Origin of the sequence: Streptomyces caeruleatus, from assembly GCF_001514235.1 — a bacterium.
Classification (GTDB): Bacteria; Actinomycetota; Actinomycetes; order Streptomycetales; family Streptomycetaceae; genus Streptomyces; species Streptomyces caeruleatus.
This window is the reverse complement of sequence record NZ_KQ948956.1, coordinates 1-19082: the sequence shown is the minus strand read 5'-3', so window position 1 is coordinate 19082 and position 19082 is coordinate 1. Positions and strand designations below refer to the sequence as shown.

The window sequence follows — 19082 nt, the reverse complement described above, 5'->3', positions numbered from 1 at the left end:
CCGCACAAGCCCAAACCCTCTCCATAACGGCAGCAAGGGCGTCTTCGCAATTCCCCTGGACGCCAACCGTCAGCCGGTGAGAGCGGACGGAGCCGACGTCAGGGACTCCAACCGGCCTGGTTCTGAGCGTCCGGCCGATCGCACCCTCCCCGAGCCGTCCGTCGGCGGGGATCGGCGAGCTCCCGCCACCCCGGCAGGCCAGCAGTCGCAGGACAAGGACGACGATGGGAAGGACGTCGGTGACGAGGACGCCAAGTCGAAGGCAGGCCTCGAGCCGCATCCGGACGACTCACATCCGCGTCTGGAACGTGAGCGCGGTGATGTCACCACGCTGCGGAGCGGCCTCCCTCCGGACGACGCGCAGGCACGGGTGCGAGAGAGCAACCCTGTATTCCGCCTGCAGCACGGGGAGGTCGACCAGCAGCTGGAGACATGGGCCAAGAACGGACAGCTCGCCCATGTCCTGAGAGTGGCGTCAGGCCAGGACACCGATGCCAGCACGGCTGCCGACCGGCCCAGGACGTTCACAGCAGAAGGCCTGAACAAGGCTCTGCCCGGGTTCTCGTCCCTAAATCGGGGCGAACGAATGTTGGTGATCTCCACACTGGCCCGTCTGAGCCACTCGGCTCACGAACAGTACGGCGTAAGCAGCAATCCGATAGACAATGGCCAGGCGTCTGAAGGTGTGGCCAAGCATAAAAAGATCAGCCAGCAGGTCAAAGACCTGATGGCAAGCCTGGGCAACCCGACGAGGCACAAGCCCGACCTGACTCAGCGAAATTTCGCGGTCGTCGAGATTACGCGGGGCGACGGCACCATCGAGTACGTAACAGACTCTTCCTTCCCGAACCGGAAGGGCGTTTCAGGTCTGCACTCGGAGCGACATCTTCATGAATGGATCAATGAAGTCAATAATGCATACGCGGAAACCGGAAAGAAGTACGACATAACAGCCCTGTATACCGAACGCGAACCGTGCGGCGACAAGAAGGGCGGGCTGAAGAGTGGCAACTGTTCGGATCTGCTAGGTAAAGAACTTGCCGGAGTTCCTGTCTACTACAGCACCACTTACCGGGCCGATCAGGTCGTGGACCAGCAGCGAGCGGACCTCAGGCGGGAGCTACAAGAACAGCGCAGGAACGAACTAGGCCTCACTCCCACGCAGGCTCTCCCCAAAGAGGAAAAAAGGGTAATCGCCCGTGAGGTCAGCAAGGAATTCCCGCCGACCAATGCCGAGAAAGAGCGAGACCAAGAGATACGGGACCGAGTCAACAAGGTGAAAGATCTCTGGAAGGCAATCGCGCCAAGTCTGTAGACTGCGCCCGCAATCCATCCCAATGCAGTAGACACCTCACTGAGAGTCAGTAGATCAGTCATGAGCCCTGAGATGCCCAACCTGACACCCGTGCCACCGGAACAGGCCTTGGCCGAGCTGGTGGAGTGGCACAGTCGTGAGGCTCATGGGGTGGCGGAATTGACCGGACCTCAGGACTCCGGACGAACCGAGACACTGCTCAGACTGCTTGAGATCGTCCCCGACGCGACCTTCCTGGATGCCACCGACTTGACCTCCGAGGACCTCATCCAGCAGGTCATGGAAACAGCGGGAGTCGGCATTCCACAGGAGCGCCGTGCCGACTGGGGTTACGTCTTGCGAAATTCCTCGTCGGCAGGCAGCTTGGTCATCGTCGCCAACGCCCAACGGGCAGGTCGAACACGACGCTCCGCAGAACCTGATCGGATGGTTCACCGTTTCGCGGTGGAGCTGGCCGTGGCCGGCCGCGTCAAGGTCCTGATCGAACGGGACCTGCCGGATGTCAGGAGATGGCACAGGAACCTGGTGGTGACCCTCCAGCCGAGAGCGGGCTCGGAGCTAGCGGTACAACAACTCGTCGGCGCGGATACGGACGCCCTGCAGGCGCTGGCGCTTGCCGAACCGCGTCGCGTACCTATGGCCGTGTGGGAGCGACTCGCCCTGGCGCTGGAATCGCAGTATGGCCGACCAGTGAACATCACCGCAGCACTGGAGTCCCCGAGCGGAATGCTGGAGGTGGACACCGACGGCTGGGTCCGGTTCCGTGACGAGCGCATCGCCGAGGCGTGTCGGCGGGCTGTCGAGCCCGAAGTCGTCCGTGCCGTGAATCTGGAAGTCGTCGAGTGGCTACGCAGTCAGGCCTCGACCGGGACACCAAACCCCTACCTGACTCAGGGACTTGCCATGCACGCGGTGCAGGCAGGCGAGTTCGCATCGGTGCAGTCTTCCGGCCGCCTGGTGGCTCACCTCGATCAGGTCTCCCTGCTCGATGCAGTACGCAGTGAAGACCCCCGCACCGTCGTGGGTGAATCCCCCGCTGGCGACGCGGTCAATCTGTGGACATGTGGCGTCGATTCCATGCCGCAGGGTGAATGGGCATCATGGCTGCACCTGATGAGTACCGCGCGCGGCGACCTGGAGACCGCTGCCGACATCGCGCACTCAGGTCTTCCGCTTCCGTGGCGCGTACGGTGGGCGCATTGGCGGCCACCGGGTGCGTTGAGCGCGCAGTTCGTCCGGCCCGGCCCCTTGGGGCAGCCGACCGTCGCCCCCGACGGCTACTGCCCCGGGCGGCGTGCGGTCATCGCCCCAGGCCAGTGGGATGAGCGGTACCGCGTCTGGGATGCCCAGACCGGTGAGGACCTGGCCGGGCCCTGGCCTGATGTGGTGCCGGAACCCGGGCAGCGCGAGACGCTGTGGCTTCCGGACACCGAACGCGGCGTCACACCCTCCTGGGTCGACCTGACCGTGTTCAACACCTTGGAACCCCCCTTCATCTCGGGCCAGGTAACGGTGGGCGACGTCGTGGTGGTTGCAGGGCTCGGTGGCATCTTCGCCATCGAACCCAGCGGCTCCCCCACTGGGGGGTTTGAACTCGGCAAGGTTTATGGCGAACCAATGTTCGACGACCGCGGATTCCTACCCGCCCTGTACACCAGGACACCACAGCGGTCGGGCTCGTACGATGCCGGTCTCTTCGAACCGAGCGTCGTGCGCCGCATGCCCGAGGAGCAGATCCCGGAGGGGCTGACGGACCCTGAGGCACGTCGCATTCTCACGGAGGTCGGCCTGCCCGCCTTCGAGGGCGTCGCGATGCAATTGGTCGCTCTGGACGAACATGGTCTGACCGAACCGGACTCCGACAGCTTGCCGGACGACGCCCTCCCCGGGACGTGCTACAAGATCGGCACATGGGTGACCAGTGACATGGTGTTGCATGGCCCCACCGGGCAGGTCCATCTGCTGAACGCAGACGACTGGGTCAGCGCTGACGACCCCGACGACTATTTCGAAGACGACGAGGACGACTTCGAAGACGGCGAAGTGCAGGCCGACGCAACCCTGTTGATCGCCAGCAGCCTGGGCGCGTTCATCGATCTGCTCCAGCACTACGTCATGGTCCGGTGCATGCTCGCAGCAGCCGGCAGCGAGCTCGAACGCACAGCGATCAGAGAGGACCTGGCAGATTCGCTGCGCGGCATCGACGAGGCAGGAGCCACCTCGGGCCCCTGGATGGCTGACCTCTCGGAAACCGACTGACTCACAGCACCGCCAACCACTCACCCATGCTCGAGTGCGACGCCTGGTCCCTACCGCGTGTTCGGTCGCTGGGGGAAATCGGACAACGGGGCATCGGGTTACCCGTCGCTCGGAGAGCCCACGGCGGAGGACACTGCGGGGCAGGCAACAAGGGGCCCCAAGGGCCGCCCAGAACAGTGGCAACGGAGATTGACGAGATTCGCTGCGGACTGCACCGCGGCCTACGGAAGATCCGTTCACGTCGCGCACCGTCATCTGTGGGTACCCTGCGGGGCCCCGGTGGTCGAAGTGGAGAGGGCCGGGAGACCTTCGGGAGGACGGGTCGCCGGCTTGGGGGTGCAGGCTCCGGGGGCGCAGGCCCGGACGCGTCGAAAGGTAGCGTGCGCCTTTCAACTCTGCGTTGACCTTCATCCGTTCAACCGACCACGGTGTCTTCCAGGCATGTCCACGCCTCCACCGCAGTACCAGAACCAGCCGCCGTACGGTCAACCGCAGCAGCCGTACGGACAGCAGCAGCAGCCGTACGGCTACCCGCAACAACAGCAAGTCCGTACGGATATCCGCAGCAGCCGCAGCCTCCCGGCGGTCCTCAGCGGCTTCAGCCGGGAGGTCTGTTGCGGGCTGTGAAGTCAGCGGTCGTCGTCATCGCGGTGTTCGGCGCCGTCGGCTACTGGGTCTGGGACTACAACACCAGCCCGACCGGCGGCAAAGCGAAGGCTTCGGCGTCCGCGGCGGCCGAAGAAGCCAAGACGCACGATCCCGAGATCGGTGACTGCGTCAAGGTCGCGGACCCCCAGGGCGAGCCGCTGCCGACGGTCGTCGACTGTGGCTCGCCCGAGTCCGAGTACAAGACGGGTGCCCTGCTCCCCGGCCAGGACAAGGAATGCTCGGCGGAGTGCGACTATGGCATCCAGTACCGCAACAGCCGAGGCTTCGACTACACGTTGTGCTTCACCAAGGTCTGATTCCCCTGCCCCTGATCCGAACGGCCTGAACCGACCTTCGGCCTCGCTGACGACGGCCCGGGAGGGTCAGGGCACCGTGTCAGGGAGTCGGGCACAATCCCGAGCACGACCGGGACGGCCGACCCTATGCGGACTCCAAGCGCTCCGACGGTACGGCCGATGTGACAGCACGTTCGTCGTCGACTCCTCGGTCCCGGCGGACAGCAGTGGTGTCAGTCCCCGGCACTCGGAGAAACATCTCCTCGACTGGTTCGACAGGACGAACTCCGGTCCGGAGGGCACGAAGTACCGGATGGCCGGCCTCTACACGGAACGTGAGCCGTGCGGTTCCGGGCAGGGACACGCCGATTGCTCGACACGGCTGCGTACGCACCCGGAGTTGAAGGACGGAAAGGTGCCCGTCTACTACAGCATCACATACCGGACCGATCCCGACGGCGTGGCCAAGCGGGACGCGGAACGTGCCAAGTTGAAGGGCAAGCAGGAGCAGAGCGGGCTCACCGACCAGCAGATTGCCAACAGGGTGAAAAAGATCCGCACCGAGAACGAAAAGGAAATGCAGGCTGAGATGGATCGCCACCTCGCAGCCATCGGCTCGGTTTGGGCGAAGGCTATGCTGCACCTCGATCCGCCGCAGTAGGGAGCCACATGTCCGAGTCGTCCCCAGACCCCGAACGCTTCGCTCCGGACCCGGCAGTGGCACAGGTACGTGACTGGTGGCGTGACGGCGCCCCCAAGAAGAAGCGCTTGGACGTCGTCAGCCTCACCGGCACCACGGGTGTCCTCGAGGAAGCGCACCGGCACATCACCCAAAGCGTGCTGCTCGATGCCACGGAAGCGGATGCGGAAGACGTGTTCCGAGACGCCCTCAGACTCATCGGGGTGCCCGATGAGCAGGTGCAGCCCTACGTCTGGGACAGGGCCGCCCGCCTGCACGGGGGCGGCAAGCTGGTTCTGATCACGCGCGCTGGACAGGCCGGGCTCACCCGCAGGTCCGCCCAGCCGGCGCTCGTTCGCGACCATGCGGCGGAGCGACTCTCCCTCCTCGGACCGAGCGTTGTGGTCAATACGCTGCCATCGGTTCTTGGCGCGTCGCCGTACCGCAGGCTCGCGGTCTGGCTGGACAACACATCCCCCGATGGCCCGCAGAACGCACTCGCGGCCGCCGTCGCGACCGCCTCGCAGTCCCCGCAGCTGCGCGCACTGGCCCTGTCCGAGCCGCGACGTGTGCCCTGGGCAGCGTGGAGCGAGTTGGCCCAGGCCGCCGAAGCCCCGGATTTCGACGAGGCGGCCCTGCACGAGCTTGCCGACCGTTTCCCCGAACTCGTCACCGTGACCGACGAGGAGGTCTCGTTCACCGACGATGCCGTGGCCGAAGCAATGCGTCGCGAGACTCCGGCGGAGGTGAGCGAGCGGGTGAACTGCCACATGGTCCGGTGGCTGCGAGGGCTCGCTCCCCGATTGCGGCATCCGGAGGGCTGGGCCGCCTCCGGTCCGCTGGGTCGTTACGCCGCCCAGGGCCTGGCCATGCACGCGGTACAGGCGGGCGAGTTCGACGGACTGCTGCGAGACGGCGGCGTACTGGCCAATCTTCCGCAGAACGCCCTCCTGGACGCTGCCCACTGCGCGCATGACGGCTCGGTGCCCGGCTCGAACGCGGCTGCCGACGCGGTGTACTTGTCGATGTACGGGGTGGCGCCGACGGATCAGGGTGAGTGGGCGGCGTGGCTGCATCTGATGGCCATGGCGCGTAACGACACCGAACTGTGCGCCGACATCGAACAATCCGGCCTACGTCTTCCCTGGAAGGCCCGTTGGACCCACTGGCGCCCACCGGGCGGATACGACCCGGGATACCTCGAACCCGGTCCGGTCTACGCACTGTTCGAGGTGCGCTGGCGCGGTCGGCCGGCGGTGGCCGCGAAGGCCGGGGACAAGGGGGTGCGGGTATGGGACACGGAGACCTCGGAGCTCGTGGCGGGCCCCTGGTTCGACGAGGACTTCCCCAACGAAGCCGCGAATGTACTGACCTGGCCGCCGGAGACGGGCCGGGCTGGGCCGACCCGTCGCAGCGAACTCCTGGCCCACGACGACAGCGCAGGGGGACCCGATGACGAGTTCCTTCCTGTCTCACTGCGTCTTGGCAGCCTGACGGTGTTCGCCGGCCCCGGAGGCGTCTTCGCCGTGGAAGGCACCGATACGGAAGCAGAGCACGTGCTCGATCCACTCCGCGGGGCGCCGCTCCTCGGCGCAAAGACCGCCGCAGGCCCCACCCTGCTCATGGAAGCCTCCACGACGACCGCGGCAGATTTGGCAAAGCTCTTCCCCAACACGCCCGTCCTGCGCACCGCGCCGGAAAGGGAATCAGGCTGGAGCCCGAGTACGAACGTTTCCTGTGGGAGTTGTCCTGGACCAAGGAACTCGAACAGCCCGCAGAGAACGGCCCGTTCTTCCAGATCGGTTTGTGGATGGGCGCCGAGATCGTGATCGACGGCCCCTCCGGGCACGTCCTGCGCATGCCGCGTACCGCCGACGAGAGCGGACTCGACGGCTTTCTCGTCGCAACATCCCTCGACCGCTTCCTGGCCATGGTCACGTGGTGGATCGCCGGACGCCGCATTCTCGGGACACTGGAGAACCAGGACGAAGACCATCTGTTCCGGCAGCACATCGAAGATGCCGTCTGGGAAATCGACGCGGCCGGCGCCCAGTCCGAAGCGTGGACGTACGCATTGCACAACGACTGACGCCCGGTCTGCGAAGGCGGAGGACGTGAAGGACGTGAAGGACGTGGAGGACGGGGAGGACGGGGAGGACGTGGAGGACGGGGCAAGCCGTTGAAGGCACGCGGTACGACAGCCTGGGAGAGCGCCGCCCCCGGCGCCTACGCGGGGCGGGCAGCCGGGCTCCATGGCGGCAGGCATCGGCTGGGCGGACGGCGGGCTCGATCGCGAGCAGCGGCCCAAGCCGCTGGATACCTGGCACACCATGGAGGAGGAGACACCGCACGGCGGCCGAGTTGCCGCATCGTGAGATTCGTGCGGTAGTCCACCGCGACCACCAGCACGGCTCGGCCAGCGACACCGACTACGGTCGTCCCCGCAAAGTGCCGTTGCCGCCCCGCTCCCGCGCCACCTTGAGCGGACGCACAAACTGCGTCACTCACCTGCAGCCCGGTGAACATCTCCGCCCACACCCGCTCAGCCCTTAATATCCCAGCTATACGAGGGAGATGCCCTGCTCAGAGCCTTGAGCAACACCCCTTGCCCCGTCCCTGTGTGAACACTCCGAGAGTCAGCAGATTCAGCGATGAGCCGCCGGGCACCCACCCCTTCGCCCATGTCAACCGAAGAAGCCCTGGCCCAGCTCCTGGAGTGGTCGGCGAGCGGGACCCAGCGAGTGGCCGAGTTGACCGGCCCTCCTGGGTCCGGACGGACAGAGACACTGCTACGGCTGAGTGAGGCCCGCGGCGAGGCGGTGCTCGTGGATGCCACCGGGCTGACCTGTGAAGACCTCATCGAACGGGTCATGACTTCTGCTGGGTTCCCCGCTCTGCCGGAGAAGCGGGCGGACTGGGGATTCGAGCTCGAAGACTCCCCGCTCGGTGGCGGACTGGTCATCATCCTCAACGGCCACCGTGCGGGCCGTACTCGGCGCTCCACGGAGCCCGCTCGCATGGTGCACCGCTTCACCGGTGAGCTGGCCGTGGGCGGCGGTCTCAAGGTCGTGATCGAACGGGACCTGCCGGATGTCCGGGCGGCGCACGATCACCTAGTCATGGCACTGCAACCGGGCAGTTCCGAAGAGGCGGTGGGGCGCCTGCCCGCCGGCACGGACACCGAAGCGCTGCGTGCGCTGGCGCTGGCCGAGGTCCGTCGTGCGCCCTTGCCTGTGTGGACCGTCCTCGCCCGGGCGCTGGGGTCCCAGGTGCGCCGGTCCCTGGATGTCGCCGCAACGCTGGAGGCTGCCGGGGAGCTACTGGAGGTGGAGGACGACGGCTGGGTCCGCTTCCGTGACGAGCGGCACGCCGAAAGGCTGCGGCTGACCACCGATGCCGAGATCGTACGAGCCGTGAATGTGGAGCTGGTCGCATGGCTGCGCGATCAGCCCGCGGCAGCAGGCACGACCGGCCAGTACCTGGCAGAAGGACTGGCGATGCACGCCGTGCAGGCCGGCGAGTTCGACGCCGTTCAGCGCTCCGGCCGGCTCGTCGCCCGTATCGATCAAGTCGCCCTGATCGACGCGGCCCACGCCGACGACTCCTACGTGGTGAACAGTGCGTCTCCGGCCGGGGACGCGCTCAACTTGTGGATGTGCGGTGTCGATTCCCTGTCCCAGGGCGAATGGGCATCGTGGCTGCACCTGATGAGTACGGTGCGTGGCGATACGGAGACCGCCGCCCAGATCGCCGCGTCCGGCCGGCCGCTGCCGTGGCAGGTGCGCTGGGCCCATTGGCGGCCGCCGGGGGCCTTGAACGCCGCGTACGTTCGGCCCGGTCCACTGGGGGACCCGGTCATCGCCCCTGAGGACTACCTACCTGGCCGGCACGCCGTTTCCGCTCCGGGGGAATGGGACGAGCGATACCGGGTCTGGGACGCCGAAACCGGCGAGGAGCTGGCCGGCCCCTGGCCGGAGGCGATACCGGCACCGGGGCGACGCGAGCCGCTCTGGCTCGCCGACATGGATCGCAACGTCACACCCGACTGGGACGATCTGACCGTGTTCGACACCCTGGAACCCCCCTTCGTGTCGGATCAGGTGAGGGTCGGCGACCTTGTGGTCGTGACGGGGCTCGGCGGCATTTTCGCGGTCGAGCTCCACGACCCCGCCCTAAGTCCGCGCATCAGCAAGGTGCACGGAGAGCCGCTCTTCGACGACTCCGGTTTCCTCCCCGCACTGCACCGCGGGACAGCACGGCGCCGAGGCTCGTACGACCACGACCTCTTCGAACCGGGCGTCGTACGTCGCCTGCCCACCGGCCTCCTGCCCGAGGGGGTGACGGACGCCGAGACACGCCGCATTCTCACGGACGTCGGACTGCCCGCCTTCGAAGGCGCCGCCATCCGGCTCGAGGCTCTGGACGAAGTGGGTCTGCCCCGGCTCGCCCCTGACGACCTACCGGCAGACGCCGTCCCAGGTGCGTCCTACAAGATCGGTACGTGGGGTGCCGGTGAACTGGTCCTGTACGGCGGGACGGGGCAGGTAGTCCTGTTCGGTGCAGACAACTGGAGCGGCGCAGAAGACGACTTCGATGCCTACTTCGACCACGAGCCCGACGAGTTCGACGGGCCCGACGACGGCGGAGAACAGGAAACCCCCGCCGTGTTGATCGCCGGCAGCCTTGTCACGTTCATCGACCTGCTCCAGCACTACCTCGTGGCCCGGTGCATGCTGGCCGCGGCGGGGAGCCGTACCGAGCGCGTCGCGATCAGAGACGATCTGCAGGACACGCTGCCCGACCTCGACGACGACGCAGACACCACCTTCTGGACTGCCGCACTGCGAACCACCGACTGAAAACCGATCCCCCTGACCGACCGGTGACCCTGCTCGCACCTCCTCCCCCCCCACCTCAACGAGGACCGCGCCAGCAAGGGACAGGATCCGCTCGTCCCCGCGCACCCAGTACGCGGCAACCAACAGGACGCGATCTGCCAGCGGCAGCCGCCTGGGCCTGCCCCGCTGTAGTCACCACTCATGGCAAGTCCACGCACCCACCGCCACAACCGTTAGGGGACAACCGCTGGCGCACGTCTGCCGGAGGAAATGGGGGACGACCTACGTCACGGCTTGACTTACCACCGACGCCAAAGCGTCCTACACAGAGGGAACCTGACGGGAGGGAAGACCTGACGCATGAGTACCAGCCCCGAACCCGGATGGGCGGCAGTCGGCAGCCCCCTGACGACAAGCAGGCCGAGCTGCGCAGGACCAACCCCGTGTACCGCATCGAGCACGACCACGTCGACCAGCAGATGCGCGACTGGGCCAACGACGGAAGCCTGTACGAGGTGCTGCGGATCGCGGCCGGAGATTCCCCTCACCCCGATGGAGAGGACGCGCGCAATCCAGGGTTCTCACTGACAGACAGTTACAGGACGCGCTTCCTGGCTTTGAGCAGCTGAACCGTGGCGAGCGTGTGGCAGTGATCTCCCCGCTCGCTAAGGGTTGCCCCGTAATCGCTGGTCACGCGTCGCCAAACGCCCTCATGCCGGCTTGGGGACAGCGGGGTCGTCACTGGGGCTCGATGCACAGGTCCCGGGTGTACCAGTCGAGCCGTGTCCCGTCCTCGCCATGCGTGTGCTTGCCGGGGATGAACCCCGCCCGCTGGGCGACTGCGGCAGATGCGGAGTTCTCCGGCTCTACCCGGATCACCACCTCCTTCCCGCCCTCACTTGCCGCGTACCGGGAGACCAGGAGGACCGCGCGGGTGGCCAGGCCGCGCCCCCTCCAGGACGGGTAGAGGCCGTAGGCGACATTCACCTGGCCGGGAGCCAAGCCCTCTGCTGCGAACCGCAGGTCGATCGTCCCCGCGAGCGTCTCGTCGGCGCCTACCCGGATGCCGAAAGCGCGGAGTGGCCCGGCGGTCTCCCACTGTTCCCGGCAGTGCCGGATGTACGCTTCGACGCCCTCGCGTGTGCCGGGACCGCCGCTGAGCCAGCGAACCAGCGGCTCATCCTCCCCCGCGAGGTGCGCCTCCGCATCGTCCAAACGCAGCGGGGACAGAGCGATGATCCCGTCGGACAGCTTCACTTCACGCATCCAGCGATTCTTGACGCCGGAGCTGCGTCGCGCCATCAAATTCAATTCCGCGGGGTATCGCGCAGAGCCACCACCACAGAGGACGATCTTGGTGTGGCTGGTGTGATCACGGCGTCGGAGCCGTCCTGGATGGCCCCGTTCACCGGGCTGGGCCCGCGTCAGTTCCGCAAGCTGATCACCGCGTTGCGGGGCGAGGGTGCGGATCCGGTACGCAGGAGCCGGCCGTGGAACCTGCCGCTGGAGGACCGCGCGCTGCTGGTAACCGCGTACTGGTGGACGAACCTGACACTGCGCCAACTGGCGCCACTGCTCGGGGTGTCCAAGTCCGCTGCCAACCGGATCGTCGATCACCTCGGCCCGTCGCTGGCACTGCAGCCACGCAAACGGTTCCGCCGCGACGCCGCGCTGATCGTGGACGGCACTCTGGTCCCCACCCGAGAAGGACGCTGTCGGCCGCACCACGGTCATCGCGGTCGGCGGCTACCGGGGCACCGGGGTACCGGGGTACCGGCCCGGGCATCCCGCATCGCCGCGAGAGAGGCCAGGCCGAACTCCCCGCCTGGAAAGAGGACCAAAACGCCGCCCACCGCAAGGTCCGCGCCCGTGTCGAGCACGCCTTCGCCCGCATGAAGACCTGGAAGACTCCGCGACTGCCGCCTGAAAGGCGACGGCGTCCACCACGCCATGCGAGTCACACGTTCCACCAGGAATACGGCGTTACGTCGAATCCCGTGCACGGTCCAGAGTTCGCCAAGACCCTGCTGGCCAAGGTCAGCAACCCCTCGGAAAATACCGAAAAGCAAACTCCTGACCTGACCGGCCGCAACTACGCTGTGCTTGAGACCGTCGACTCGGATGGCAATATCAGGTATGTGGTGGATTCCAGCGAAGGACAGGGCGGGAGTCACTCAGAACGAAGTCTCCTCAACTGGATGGATCAGGCAAACAAGGGCGACAAAAAGTTTACGGCCACCAGCCTGCATACCGAACGCGAGCTTGCGGCGACAGGAAAGGCGCCCTGGGCGCAGATAGGAACTGCTCGAAAATCCTGCAGGACAGACTCAAGGGCGTCCCGGTGTACGACAGCACGATGGAGAAGCAGTTCCAAGCCCGGACGCAGCTTGCCGAAGAGCTCTGGCTGGAGATCGCCGAAGGGGTATAGGAAAAGCGCAGATAGGCTGCCTGGAGCGGGAAACTCTCCGGCACCTTGAGAGGACGTCATGGCTCCAGATCCCACCAATGCCCCATCATCCGCAGACCAGTGCGTCTCCCGAATTCAGTCGTGGTGGCACGACTGCGGCCCTGAGCGGTCGGTGGAGCTCCTCGGGACTGCCGGGACCGGAAGGACCGAGGTCCTGCTGCGACTGCGGGACGCACTCCCCGACCCTGTGTGGGTGGACGCCACCGGGCTCACCGCCGAGGAGATCCTGGGAAAGATTCTCGACGCCTTCGAGGTGTCCGATCTAGGGTTCCAGCGGGTGGACTGGGTGTGGGCGCTCGAACGTGCGGGAGTGGGCAGCCGACCTCTTCTCATCGCCAACTCGCAACGGGCCGGGCGTACGCGTCAATCCATCCAGCCCAGCCGTGTCATCAAGCGGGTACTGGGCCCGCTGGTGATGGAGGCAGGAGCCAAGGTGATCGTCGAATCGCACCCAGAGGACCGTTGGCTGCGGGACTGGCTGACCCTCCATCTGGAAGCATCAGCGGTCTCACCTCCTGGCCTTGTTGTCGCGCGTAGCCAGCCGGCACTGCGTGCTCTCGCGTTCGCCGAGTTGCGTTGGACGCCTTTCCCGGTCTGGTCGTCACGCGGCCGTCGTCACAGCGCTTGTGGACTCTCTCGGTGAACGAGCAGCCGGGTCCTGGCGAACCGCGGGACCTGTCGGGGAGTACGCAGCCCGGGTCCTGGGGCTCCACGCCGTCCATGCGGGCATGCTCGACGACTTGCTGAGTAACGGCCGAGTCCTGGCGAACCTGGATGCGACCGGACTCCTGCAAGCCCTCGCTGTCCGGTGGCCCGATGGTGTGCCCCAAGGCGGTCTCGCCATGGACGCTCACTACCTTGAGCGACTGGGGCTGGCCGCGGCACCGCATGACGAGTGGGTGGCCTGGCTGCACCACTGCGCGCTGAGCCGCGGAGAGGAGCAGCTCGCGGAGTCGATCGCGGCAGAAGCCGGAGCACGGCTTCCTTGGCGCACGGTCTGGTCCAACTGCCGCCCCTACGGCGTATTCGGTCGGTTCGGAAAATGGGACAACGGGGCGTCGGGCTACCCGTCGAGCGCAGAGCTCGCGGTGGAGGACATCGCAGCGCAAGCCGCGGAGAGCCGCAGTTGGCCGGTCCCTGAGACGGGGCCTGCTGTCCGCAGCATCTTCAACGGGTGGGAGACCCGCGACGACTTCGGTTACTTCCGATCGAAGCGGCTAAAATCAGGAAACTGGCTGTTCGCCGGTGCGTCCGGGACTTTCATCGTGGACGCGCAAGCCGTTCCCGAGCTGCTGCCGGACCTGCCTGCCATGCCGAGCCCCTTCATGGACGCACCCATTACCCGAGCCGGTGTCTGGGAATGCCCACCACCTGCATTGGCCGAGGGTGCGCCGAGCCGCGCATGGCTGGAGGCCACCTTCGGCCGCGGAACTTGCCGCCGGCTACGGGAAGAGGAACTGCCGACCGACCTTGTACACACAGAGAGCCGGCAATTCCTTATGGAAACGGGACTGCCCGCACTCTCCGACCACCTGCCGTTCGCGGCCACCATCGATGCGGCCGAGGCAGGGCTGGTTCCCGTGCCGTGGCCGAGGGACGAGAAACCGGCTGAGGTCTCGGGTCCCTTCTACCTCTTGGGCTACTGGACCGGAGGCGGACTTCTCCTCGATGGAGGGTCCGGAGCGGTAGTTCAGGACGGAAGCACAGGCTATGACGAAGTGATCGTGGCGAGCAGCCTTCGGAAGTTCCTTGTTCTGCTCCGGTTGTGCCACGAGTTCCTTGTGAGTGACTTCGCCACGAACTACGAGCGCAACGACGCCCTGGAAAGCCTGCAGGAATGGGTCACCAAGATCGACCCGGTCACGGAGGGCACCCCGATGTGGGAGCACGCCCTCGATACGGATCTGAATCCATGGGTCGCAATGTGATCATGCGCTAAGCGGGCCAGCCGCTACGTCGGGAAACAGGCAGGTCAGTAATTCCAGCAACGCACGACCGCTCATGAAAGGGATCACCCCAGTGCCCGAGATCGACGCCGAGGACTGGGCCCGTATCGAGGCATGGCGGGAGCTGCCCGCACGGCAGCGGCGGGTGTTCTCCGTTCTCGGCCCTGCGCGCTGCGGCAAGTCCGCGTACCTGCGGGCAGTTCGGGACCGCTGGCCCAGCGCCACACTGATCGACTGCCGGGGCATGAGTGCCGACACGGTGGCCACTCGCATGCGGGAAGAATGCCGAGCCGCCCCTGCCGGTCGCCCCTGTGTCCTCCTCCTCGCCAACGTGCAGTACGCGGGTGAGCTCCTGACGTCGACCGAACCGGCCCGTGTGGCGGAGATCCTGGCACCGGGATTCAGGCGGTTCGAAGGTCGTCAGGTCTGGGTCATGGCGGAGTACGACCCGGGCCTCGTAGCCCCGCCCCGGATCGCAGAATACGAAGTCACCCTGCCCATGCCGACTCCGGCCGGCGGGGCTGCCGAGGAGGACCCAGAGGATCCAGCTGCGGCCCGACGACTGGGGGCACTGGCCGCGGCCGAACTACGTCAGGTGCCACTGCCGGTCTGGCAGTTGCTGTCCTCTGCGAGCGGTGTGCCCACAACGGTGCACGCCCTCCTCTCCTTCGTCGAGCAGCAAACGGACGTCCTGGTCGTGGACGAGGGCCGGTCATCGGTCGCTTTCCGGTCCGAAGCGGTCCTCCATGCCTGGCGGAGCAGGCAGCCCTGGGATTCCGCCGCCCAATCCCGTGCCGCCGAGGCACTGGTGTCCGCAACAGCGAACGCCGGACCGGGGCTGTGGACCGAGCAGGGGCCGGTAGGGCAGTACGCCGCCCATGCTCTTCCCATGCATGCGGCGCTGGCCGGCGACCTGCCCCGCCTCCTGGACAACGGGCAGCTGCTGGCCCAGTGCTCGGCCACAGCACTGCGTGAAGCCCTCGCCGTTGCCTACCCCGACGGAGTGCCGTACGCGAGCGTGGCAGCCATGCTGCACTATCTGGAAGTCCAGGGCATCTCCCCCTCGTCGCAGGGTGAGTGGGTGGCCTGGCTCCATCACACGGCACTCAGCACGGGTCGCACGGAGCTGGCCGAGGAGCTACTGGCTTCGGGAGTTCCGTTGCCGTGGCGGACCATGTGGACGCACTGGCGCCCCGCGGGCACCTTCGGCCGCGTCCAGGGCGAGGCCGGTCGCGTCGATGAACTCGGCGTGGTGGCCGGAGAGTCGGGCCTGACCGTCGTCACGGCCCGGGACGTGACCACCGGCAAGAACGCCTATCCCAAGCACCGGTACGTCCGTCAGGAGTGGAACCCGATGACCGGGGAGCCTGTCTCAGCTCCGGTCGAGGTGCACGCCTCCCTGTCGGAGGGCGCTCTCCCCTGGAGCAACGCACGACGCTCCGCCGTACCCGAGGCGCCGGACGTCACTTTCGCCGAACACACGGACACGGGATGGCACACGGACACCGGATGCCACGTGGGGACACCCACACTCCCTGATCCGCCCGCCTGCCCCTCCGCGGTGACACAGGGCCTCTACGTCGACGGTCGCTGGGTGCTCACCGGCGCCGGGGGCCTCTTCGCCGTATCCGTCCAGGAGGCTGACAGCACCGCACAGGACACGTACCCCAAACGACCCCCGGTCGCCGCGCACACCCGGCCCGCTCCATGGCCGCTGCCGCCGTCCGCGTCCGCCGCCCTGCGCGGTGACGGAATGCGGGACTGGCTCGAGGAGACCTTCGGCGCAGGGACGTGTCATCGGCTGGCCGAGGATCAGCTCCCCCGCGGCCTGGCTGACCCTGCCGCGCGGGAGTTCCTCACCCGGACGGGCCTGCCGGAAATCAGCGACTTCCTGCATCTCGCCATCACCCCGCGCGGCGACGGCCCCTTGCCCGAGGTGGCCTGGCCCGGCCGGGGCCGGGACGTGCCACGGCAACGCCGTGCCAGGAACGAGGCACCCAGCGCCGGCCCGTTCTACGAGCTCGGTACCTGGATGTACTCCAGGCTCCTGCTCGACGGCACCACCGGTCGGCTGTACAGGGACACCACGGGTGGCTCGCCCGACCCCGCCGCCGGCAGCAGCCTCATCCAGTTCTTCGCCATGGTCCGGTTGTACGACGAGTTCCGCAGGACGCACTTCCCGTACGCCGCCGACCACAAGGACGCACTGCACAACCTCGCCAGGTGGTGCGAACAGATCGACGGTGCCGCCGCCCGTGCCGAGGCCTGGACCCTCATCCTCGAGGGGTACGACTTCGAGGACAGCACCTGGGACTTGGCCTCCTACGGGCCGTGAAGGTGAAGGGCAGTCGCCCCCAGTGAATACTCCCCTCCGCCCGCAGGATTTCTCGGAGCAGCTCCCCTCGCAGGTGGCCACAGCGTGAGGTCCTGGTGTCAGGCGACTCCTGACGGCATCGGGTCCTCCCCGAAGCCGGGTATGGCGGTGGACTCAGCGCCAGTCGTCGATCACGTAGGCGTCCGGGTGGCTGTAGCCAGGTTCGTTCGGCTTGTGCATGGTCACGCCTTGCAGCCAGGTACGGAACCCGCGGTCGACCATGCGCCGGTAGGCGTCCTGGCGGGCCAGGTTCATTCCGGCGTCCAGTTGCCCCAGTCCCTTCTCGGTGGCCAGCTGCTCGCACGCGTTCAGCAGTCGTTCGAACCGGTCGGGGGCGTCCGGGCCAGGGCGTACGGCGCCGAATTTGACGAAGCACACGTCCTCCCCGGCCTCCGATCCCGCTCCGCAGTGGCAGACAGCCAGACCGTCGAGGGCGGAGTCGGCGCCCTCCAGGAGGACGGTGTCCCCGAGCCCCTGCGCCTGTGTGGCCATGATCTCGCGCTCCAGGCTCAGGCCCTCGTACACGGCCCCCGTCAGCGCGCGGCTGAGGCTCAGCACGTCGGGCCGCTCAGCGGCGGTCAGCTCGCCGTACAGCACTCGGCCGGGGACTGCGGCACTGACGGCGACCTGTTTCTTCATGATGGCTGTCAGGAATCGGGGCCAGAAACCGTAGTGGCGGTAGAGCTCGAGGTGCTTGGGACTGTGCGAGAAGGTGAACAGGCCGAGGTGGCGGTTCTCCCAAGTGTCGAAGCGGGCCATGACCGGTTCCATGAGGCGCCTGCCGATGCCCTGGTCCCACAGGTCCGGGCGTACGGTCAGCGGGCCGAAGAAGCCGACGCTGCCCCAGTCGGCGGCGAAGTTCGATCCGACGACCTCGCCCTCGACCGTCGCTGCGAAGGCAGCATGCGGATCTGCCGCCCAGCGGGTGCGGACATAGTCGGCTGTCCCGAAGAACGTCTCCGGCTCAGGGGCCCCGAGGAAGGTCCCGAAGGCGACCCTGAAGATCTCGTCGGCCCGATCCAGGTCCGGCTCGACCAGCGGGCGGACCGACACCGAGGCGGCGACACTCGTTCGCTTCGCTGCGGGCATGATCGCTCTCCTTTCCGCCCCCGGTTCCATCGCACCACGGAGGTGCGCCGCGGGCGAAGTGACGGATCCGGCGGCACCTCAAGGATCGAGCGGCCGCGTTCCCCGACGGCCGGGCAGCCGCCTTCCTGCCGGTCGACCACCCGGTGGGCCCCGGTCCGCCGGGGTCTCCGAAGAGCCGGGCAACGCCGGCTGTGCCTGCTCTGCAGCCTGCTCTGCAGCCTCGCCCCGCCATGGTCATCACCGCCGAACAGTTCGCCCAGCGAACTATTGGAGCCCGCCACGGCTACTTGACCTTGAAAGCGGGATGCCGTCGTGGTGGCTGGCGTCGCGGACCGGGGGCTGGGGCCGGGGCCGGTACCGGGGTCCGGCGCTGGGGCCGGTACTGGTACCGAGGCTCCACGTGGCCCCCTGCCAGTCCGCCTCAGCCTGTCAGCACAGCCTAATCGGCCTCGCCGCTCGTCCCAGACGGATCGCATCCGGCCCCCGCTAGCCGCCAACGGCGGCAACCCGCGGTCCCAGATGACGCCGCCCCCCGGGGCCACCTCAAGTCGCCTGATCTTCACCAACCACCGGCAGAATGCGGCCAATTGGAGTCGCCTTGGTGGGGCCGCTGAACGTCGCCCTAGCCATGCAGGCCAGATAGTTGGACTCGGTGCAGCGCTCCGCCCGCCACGTCGCCCATCTCGACCAGGTCGCCCACCTCGACCAAATCGCCTGATCGACGCGGCCCATTGCGCCGATCCCTACCGGGTCGACCACGCCTCCTCCCCCCCCTCCCCCCCGCCGGAAACGCCGTCGATCTGTGGATGTGCGGGGTCGACTCCCTGTCGCAGGGCGAATGGGCGTCCTGGCTGCACCTCATGAGTACGGCACTCGGCGACCACGAGACCGCCGCCGACACCGCCGCTTCCGGACAGGACCTCCCGTGGCGGGTGCGCTGGGCGCACTGGCGGCCACCGGGAGCGATGAGCGCGGCGGCGTTCGTACGGCCCGGCCCTCTGCATCAACTCGCCGTCGCCCCGACGACTACTTCCGAGACCGGCGAAGCACTCGCCGGCCCCCGGCCCGACGCCGTACCCGCGCCCGGCATACGGGAGCCGCTGTGGCTACCGGACGCCGGACGACGAACGCGGTGCCCTAATTCCCCACCTGACGCGCTATCAGTTCCATT

At 67.3% G+C, this 19082-nt stretch carries 14 protein-coding genes and 2 pseudogenes; 13 read left to right on the top strand and 3 right to left on the bottom strand.

Annotated elements, in window-relative coordinates; all coding sequences use genetic code 11:
* From AQJ67_RS48080 to AQJ67_RS44005, 7 genes are all read left to right on the top strand, one after another.
* Window positions 1-1315: nucleic acid/nucleotide deaminase domain-containing protein (locus tag AQJ67_RS48080; protein WP_208615153.1), on the top strand; the 1315-nt coding region annotated here is incomplete at its 5' end.
* A 72-nt stretch (window positions 1316-1387) separates the two neighbouring features.
* Complete coding sequence (locus AQJ67_RS44025) at window positions 1388-3574, top strand: SUKH-4 family immunity protein (protein ID WP_062725799.1); 2187 nt, start codon at window positions 1388-1390, stop codon at window positions 3572-3574.
* A 441-nt stretch (window positions 3575-4015) separates the two neighbouring features.
* On the top strand, window positions 4016-4201 hold the full coding sequence (locus AQJ67_RS50055; RefSeq protein WP_244190808.1) for a hypothetical protein: 186 nt from the start codon (window positions 4016-4018) through the stop codon (window positions 4199-4201).
* A complete protein-coding gene (locus AQJ67_RS44020; protein WP_244190807.1) occupies window positions 4198-4539 on the top strand; it encodes an LppU/SCO3897 family protein in 342 nt (113 codons plus the stop codon). The genes AQJ67_RS50055 and AQJ67_RS44020 overlap by 4 nt, the downstream gene beginning before the upstream one ends.
* Before the next feature lie 394 nt (window positions 4540-4933).
* Window positions 4934-5179, top strand: a complete 246-nt coding sequence (locus AQJ67_RS44015; RefSeq protein ID WP_159058949.1) for a hypothetical protein — start codon at window positions 4934-4936, stop codon at window positions 5177-5179.
* 8 nt (window positions 5180-5187) lie between these two features.
* On the top strand, window positions 5188-7026 hold the full coding sequence (locus AQJ67_RS48075; protein ID WP_062725795.1) for a hypothetical protein: 1839 nt from the start codon (window positions 5188-5190) through the stop codon (window positions 7024-7026).
* Window positions 7008-7286: an SUKH-4 family immunity protein gene (locus AQJ67_RS44005; protein WP_062725793.1), complete on the top strand. Its 279-nt coding sequence runs from the start codon at window positions 7008-7010 to the stop codon at window positions 7284-7286. The genes AQJ67_RS48075 and AQJ67_RS44005 overlap by 19 nt, the downstream gene beginning before the upstream one ends.
* 172 nt (window positions 7287-7458) lie before the next feature.
* Here AQJ67_RS44005 and AQJ67_RS50935 read toward each other — a convergent pair.
* Window positions 7459-7762: pseudogene (locus AQJ67_RS50935) on the bottom strand (IS5/IS1182 family transposase); the annotation flags it as partial.
* Window positions 7763-8244: 482 nt separating this feature from the next.
* Between AQJ67_RS50935 and AQJ67_RS44000 the strand changes: the two are divergent.
* Both AQJ67_RS44000 and AQJ67_RS43995 read left to right on the top strand, forming a co-directional pair.
* Window positions 8245-10056 carry an SUKH-4 family immunity protein gene (locus AQJ67_RS44000; RefSeq protein ID WP_159058947.1) on the top strand — a complete coding sequence of 604 codons (1812 nt, stop codon included), beginning with the start codon at window positions 8245-8247 and terminating at the stop codon, window positions 10054-10056.
* Between the two features lie 422 nt (window positions 10057-10478).
* Entirely contained in the window at window positions 10479-10664 is a 186-nt protein-coding gene (locus tag AQJ67_RS43995) for a hypothetical protein (protein ID WP_159058946.1), read from the top strand.
* A 109-nt stretch (window positions 10665-10773) separates the two neighbouring features.
* Here AQJ67_RS43995 and AQJ67_RS43990 read toward each other — a convergent pair whose 3' ends face one another.
* A complete protein-coding gene (locus tag AQJ67_RS43990) occupies window positions 10774-11301 on the bottom strand; it encodes a GNAT family N-acetyltransferase (RefSeq protein ID WP_079056562.1) in 528 nt (175 codons plus the stop codon).
* A 93-nt stretch (window positions 11302-11394) separates the two neighbouring features.
* Between AQJ67_RS43990 and AQJ67_RS46465 the strand changes: the two are divergent.
* The 4 genes and pseudogenes from AQJ67_RS46465 to AQJ67_RS43980 all read left to right on the top strand — a co-directional run.
* Window positions 11395-12027, top strand: a pseudogene (locus tag AQJ67_RS46465) (transposase family protein); the annotation flags it as partial.
* A gap of 668 nt (window positions 12028-12695) precedes the next feature.
* Entirely contained in the window at window positions 12696-13145 is a 450-nt protein-coding gene (locus AQJ67_RS48070) for a hypothetical protein (RefSeq protein WP_159058945.1), read from the top strand.
* A gap of 85 nt (window positions 13146-13230) precedes the next feature.
* Entirely contained in the window at window positions 13231-14430 is a 1200-nt protein-coding gene (locus AQJ67_RS43985; protein WP_062725785.1) for an SUKH-4 family immunity protein, read from the top strand.
* Window positions 14431-14521: 91 nt separating this feature from the next.
* Window positions 14522-16783 carry an SUKH-4 family immunity protein gene (locus AQJ67_RS43980; RefSeq protein ID WP_062725783.1) on the top strand — a complete coding sequence of 754 codons (2262 nt, stop codon included), beginning with the start codon at window positions 14522-14524 and terminating at the stop codon, window positions 16781-16783.
* A 153-nt stretch (window positions 16784-16936) separates the two neighbouring features.
* Here AQJ67_RS43980 and AQJ67_RS43975 read toward each other — a convergent pair whose 3' ends face one another.
* On the bottom strand, window positions 16937-17911 hold the full coding sequence (locus tag AQJ67_RS43975) for a GNAT family N-acetyltransferase (RefSeq protein WP_062725782.1): 975 nt from the start codon (window positions 17909-17911) through the stop codon (window positions 16937-16939).
* Window positions 17912-19082 lie beyond the last annotated feature (1171 nt).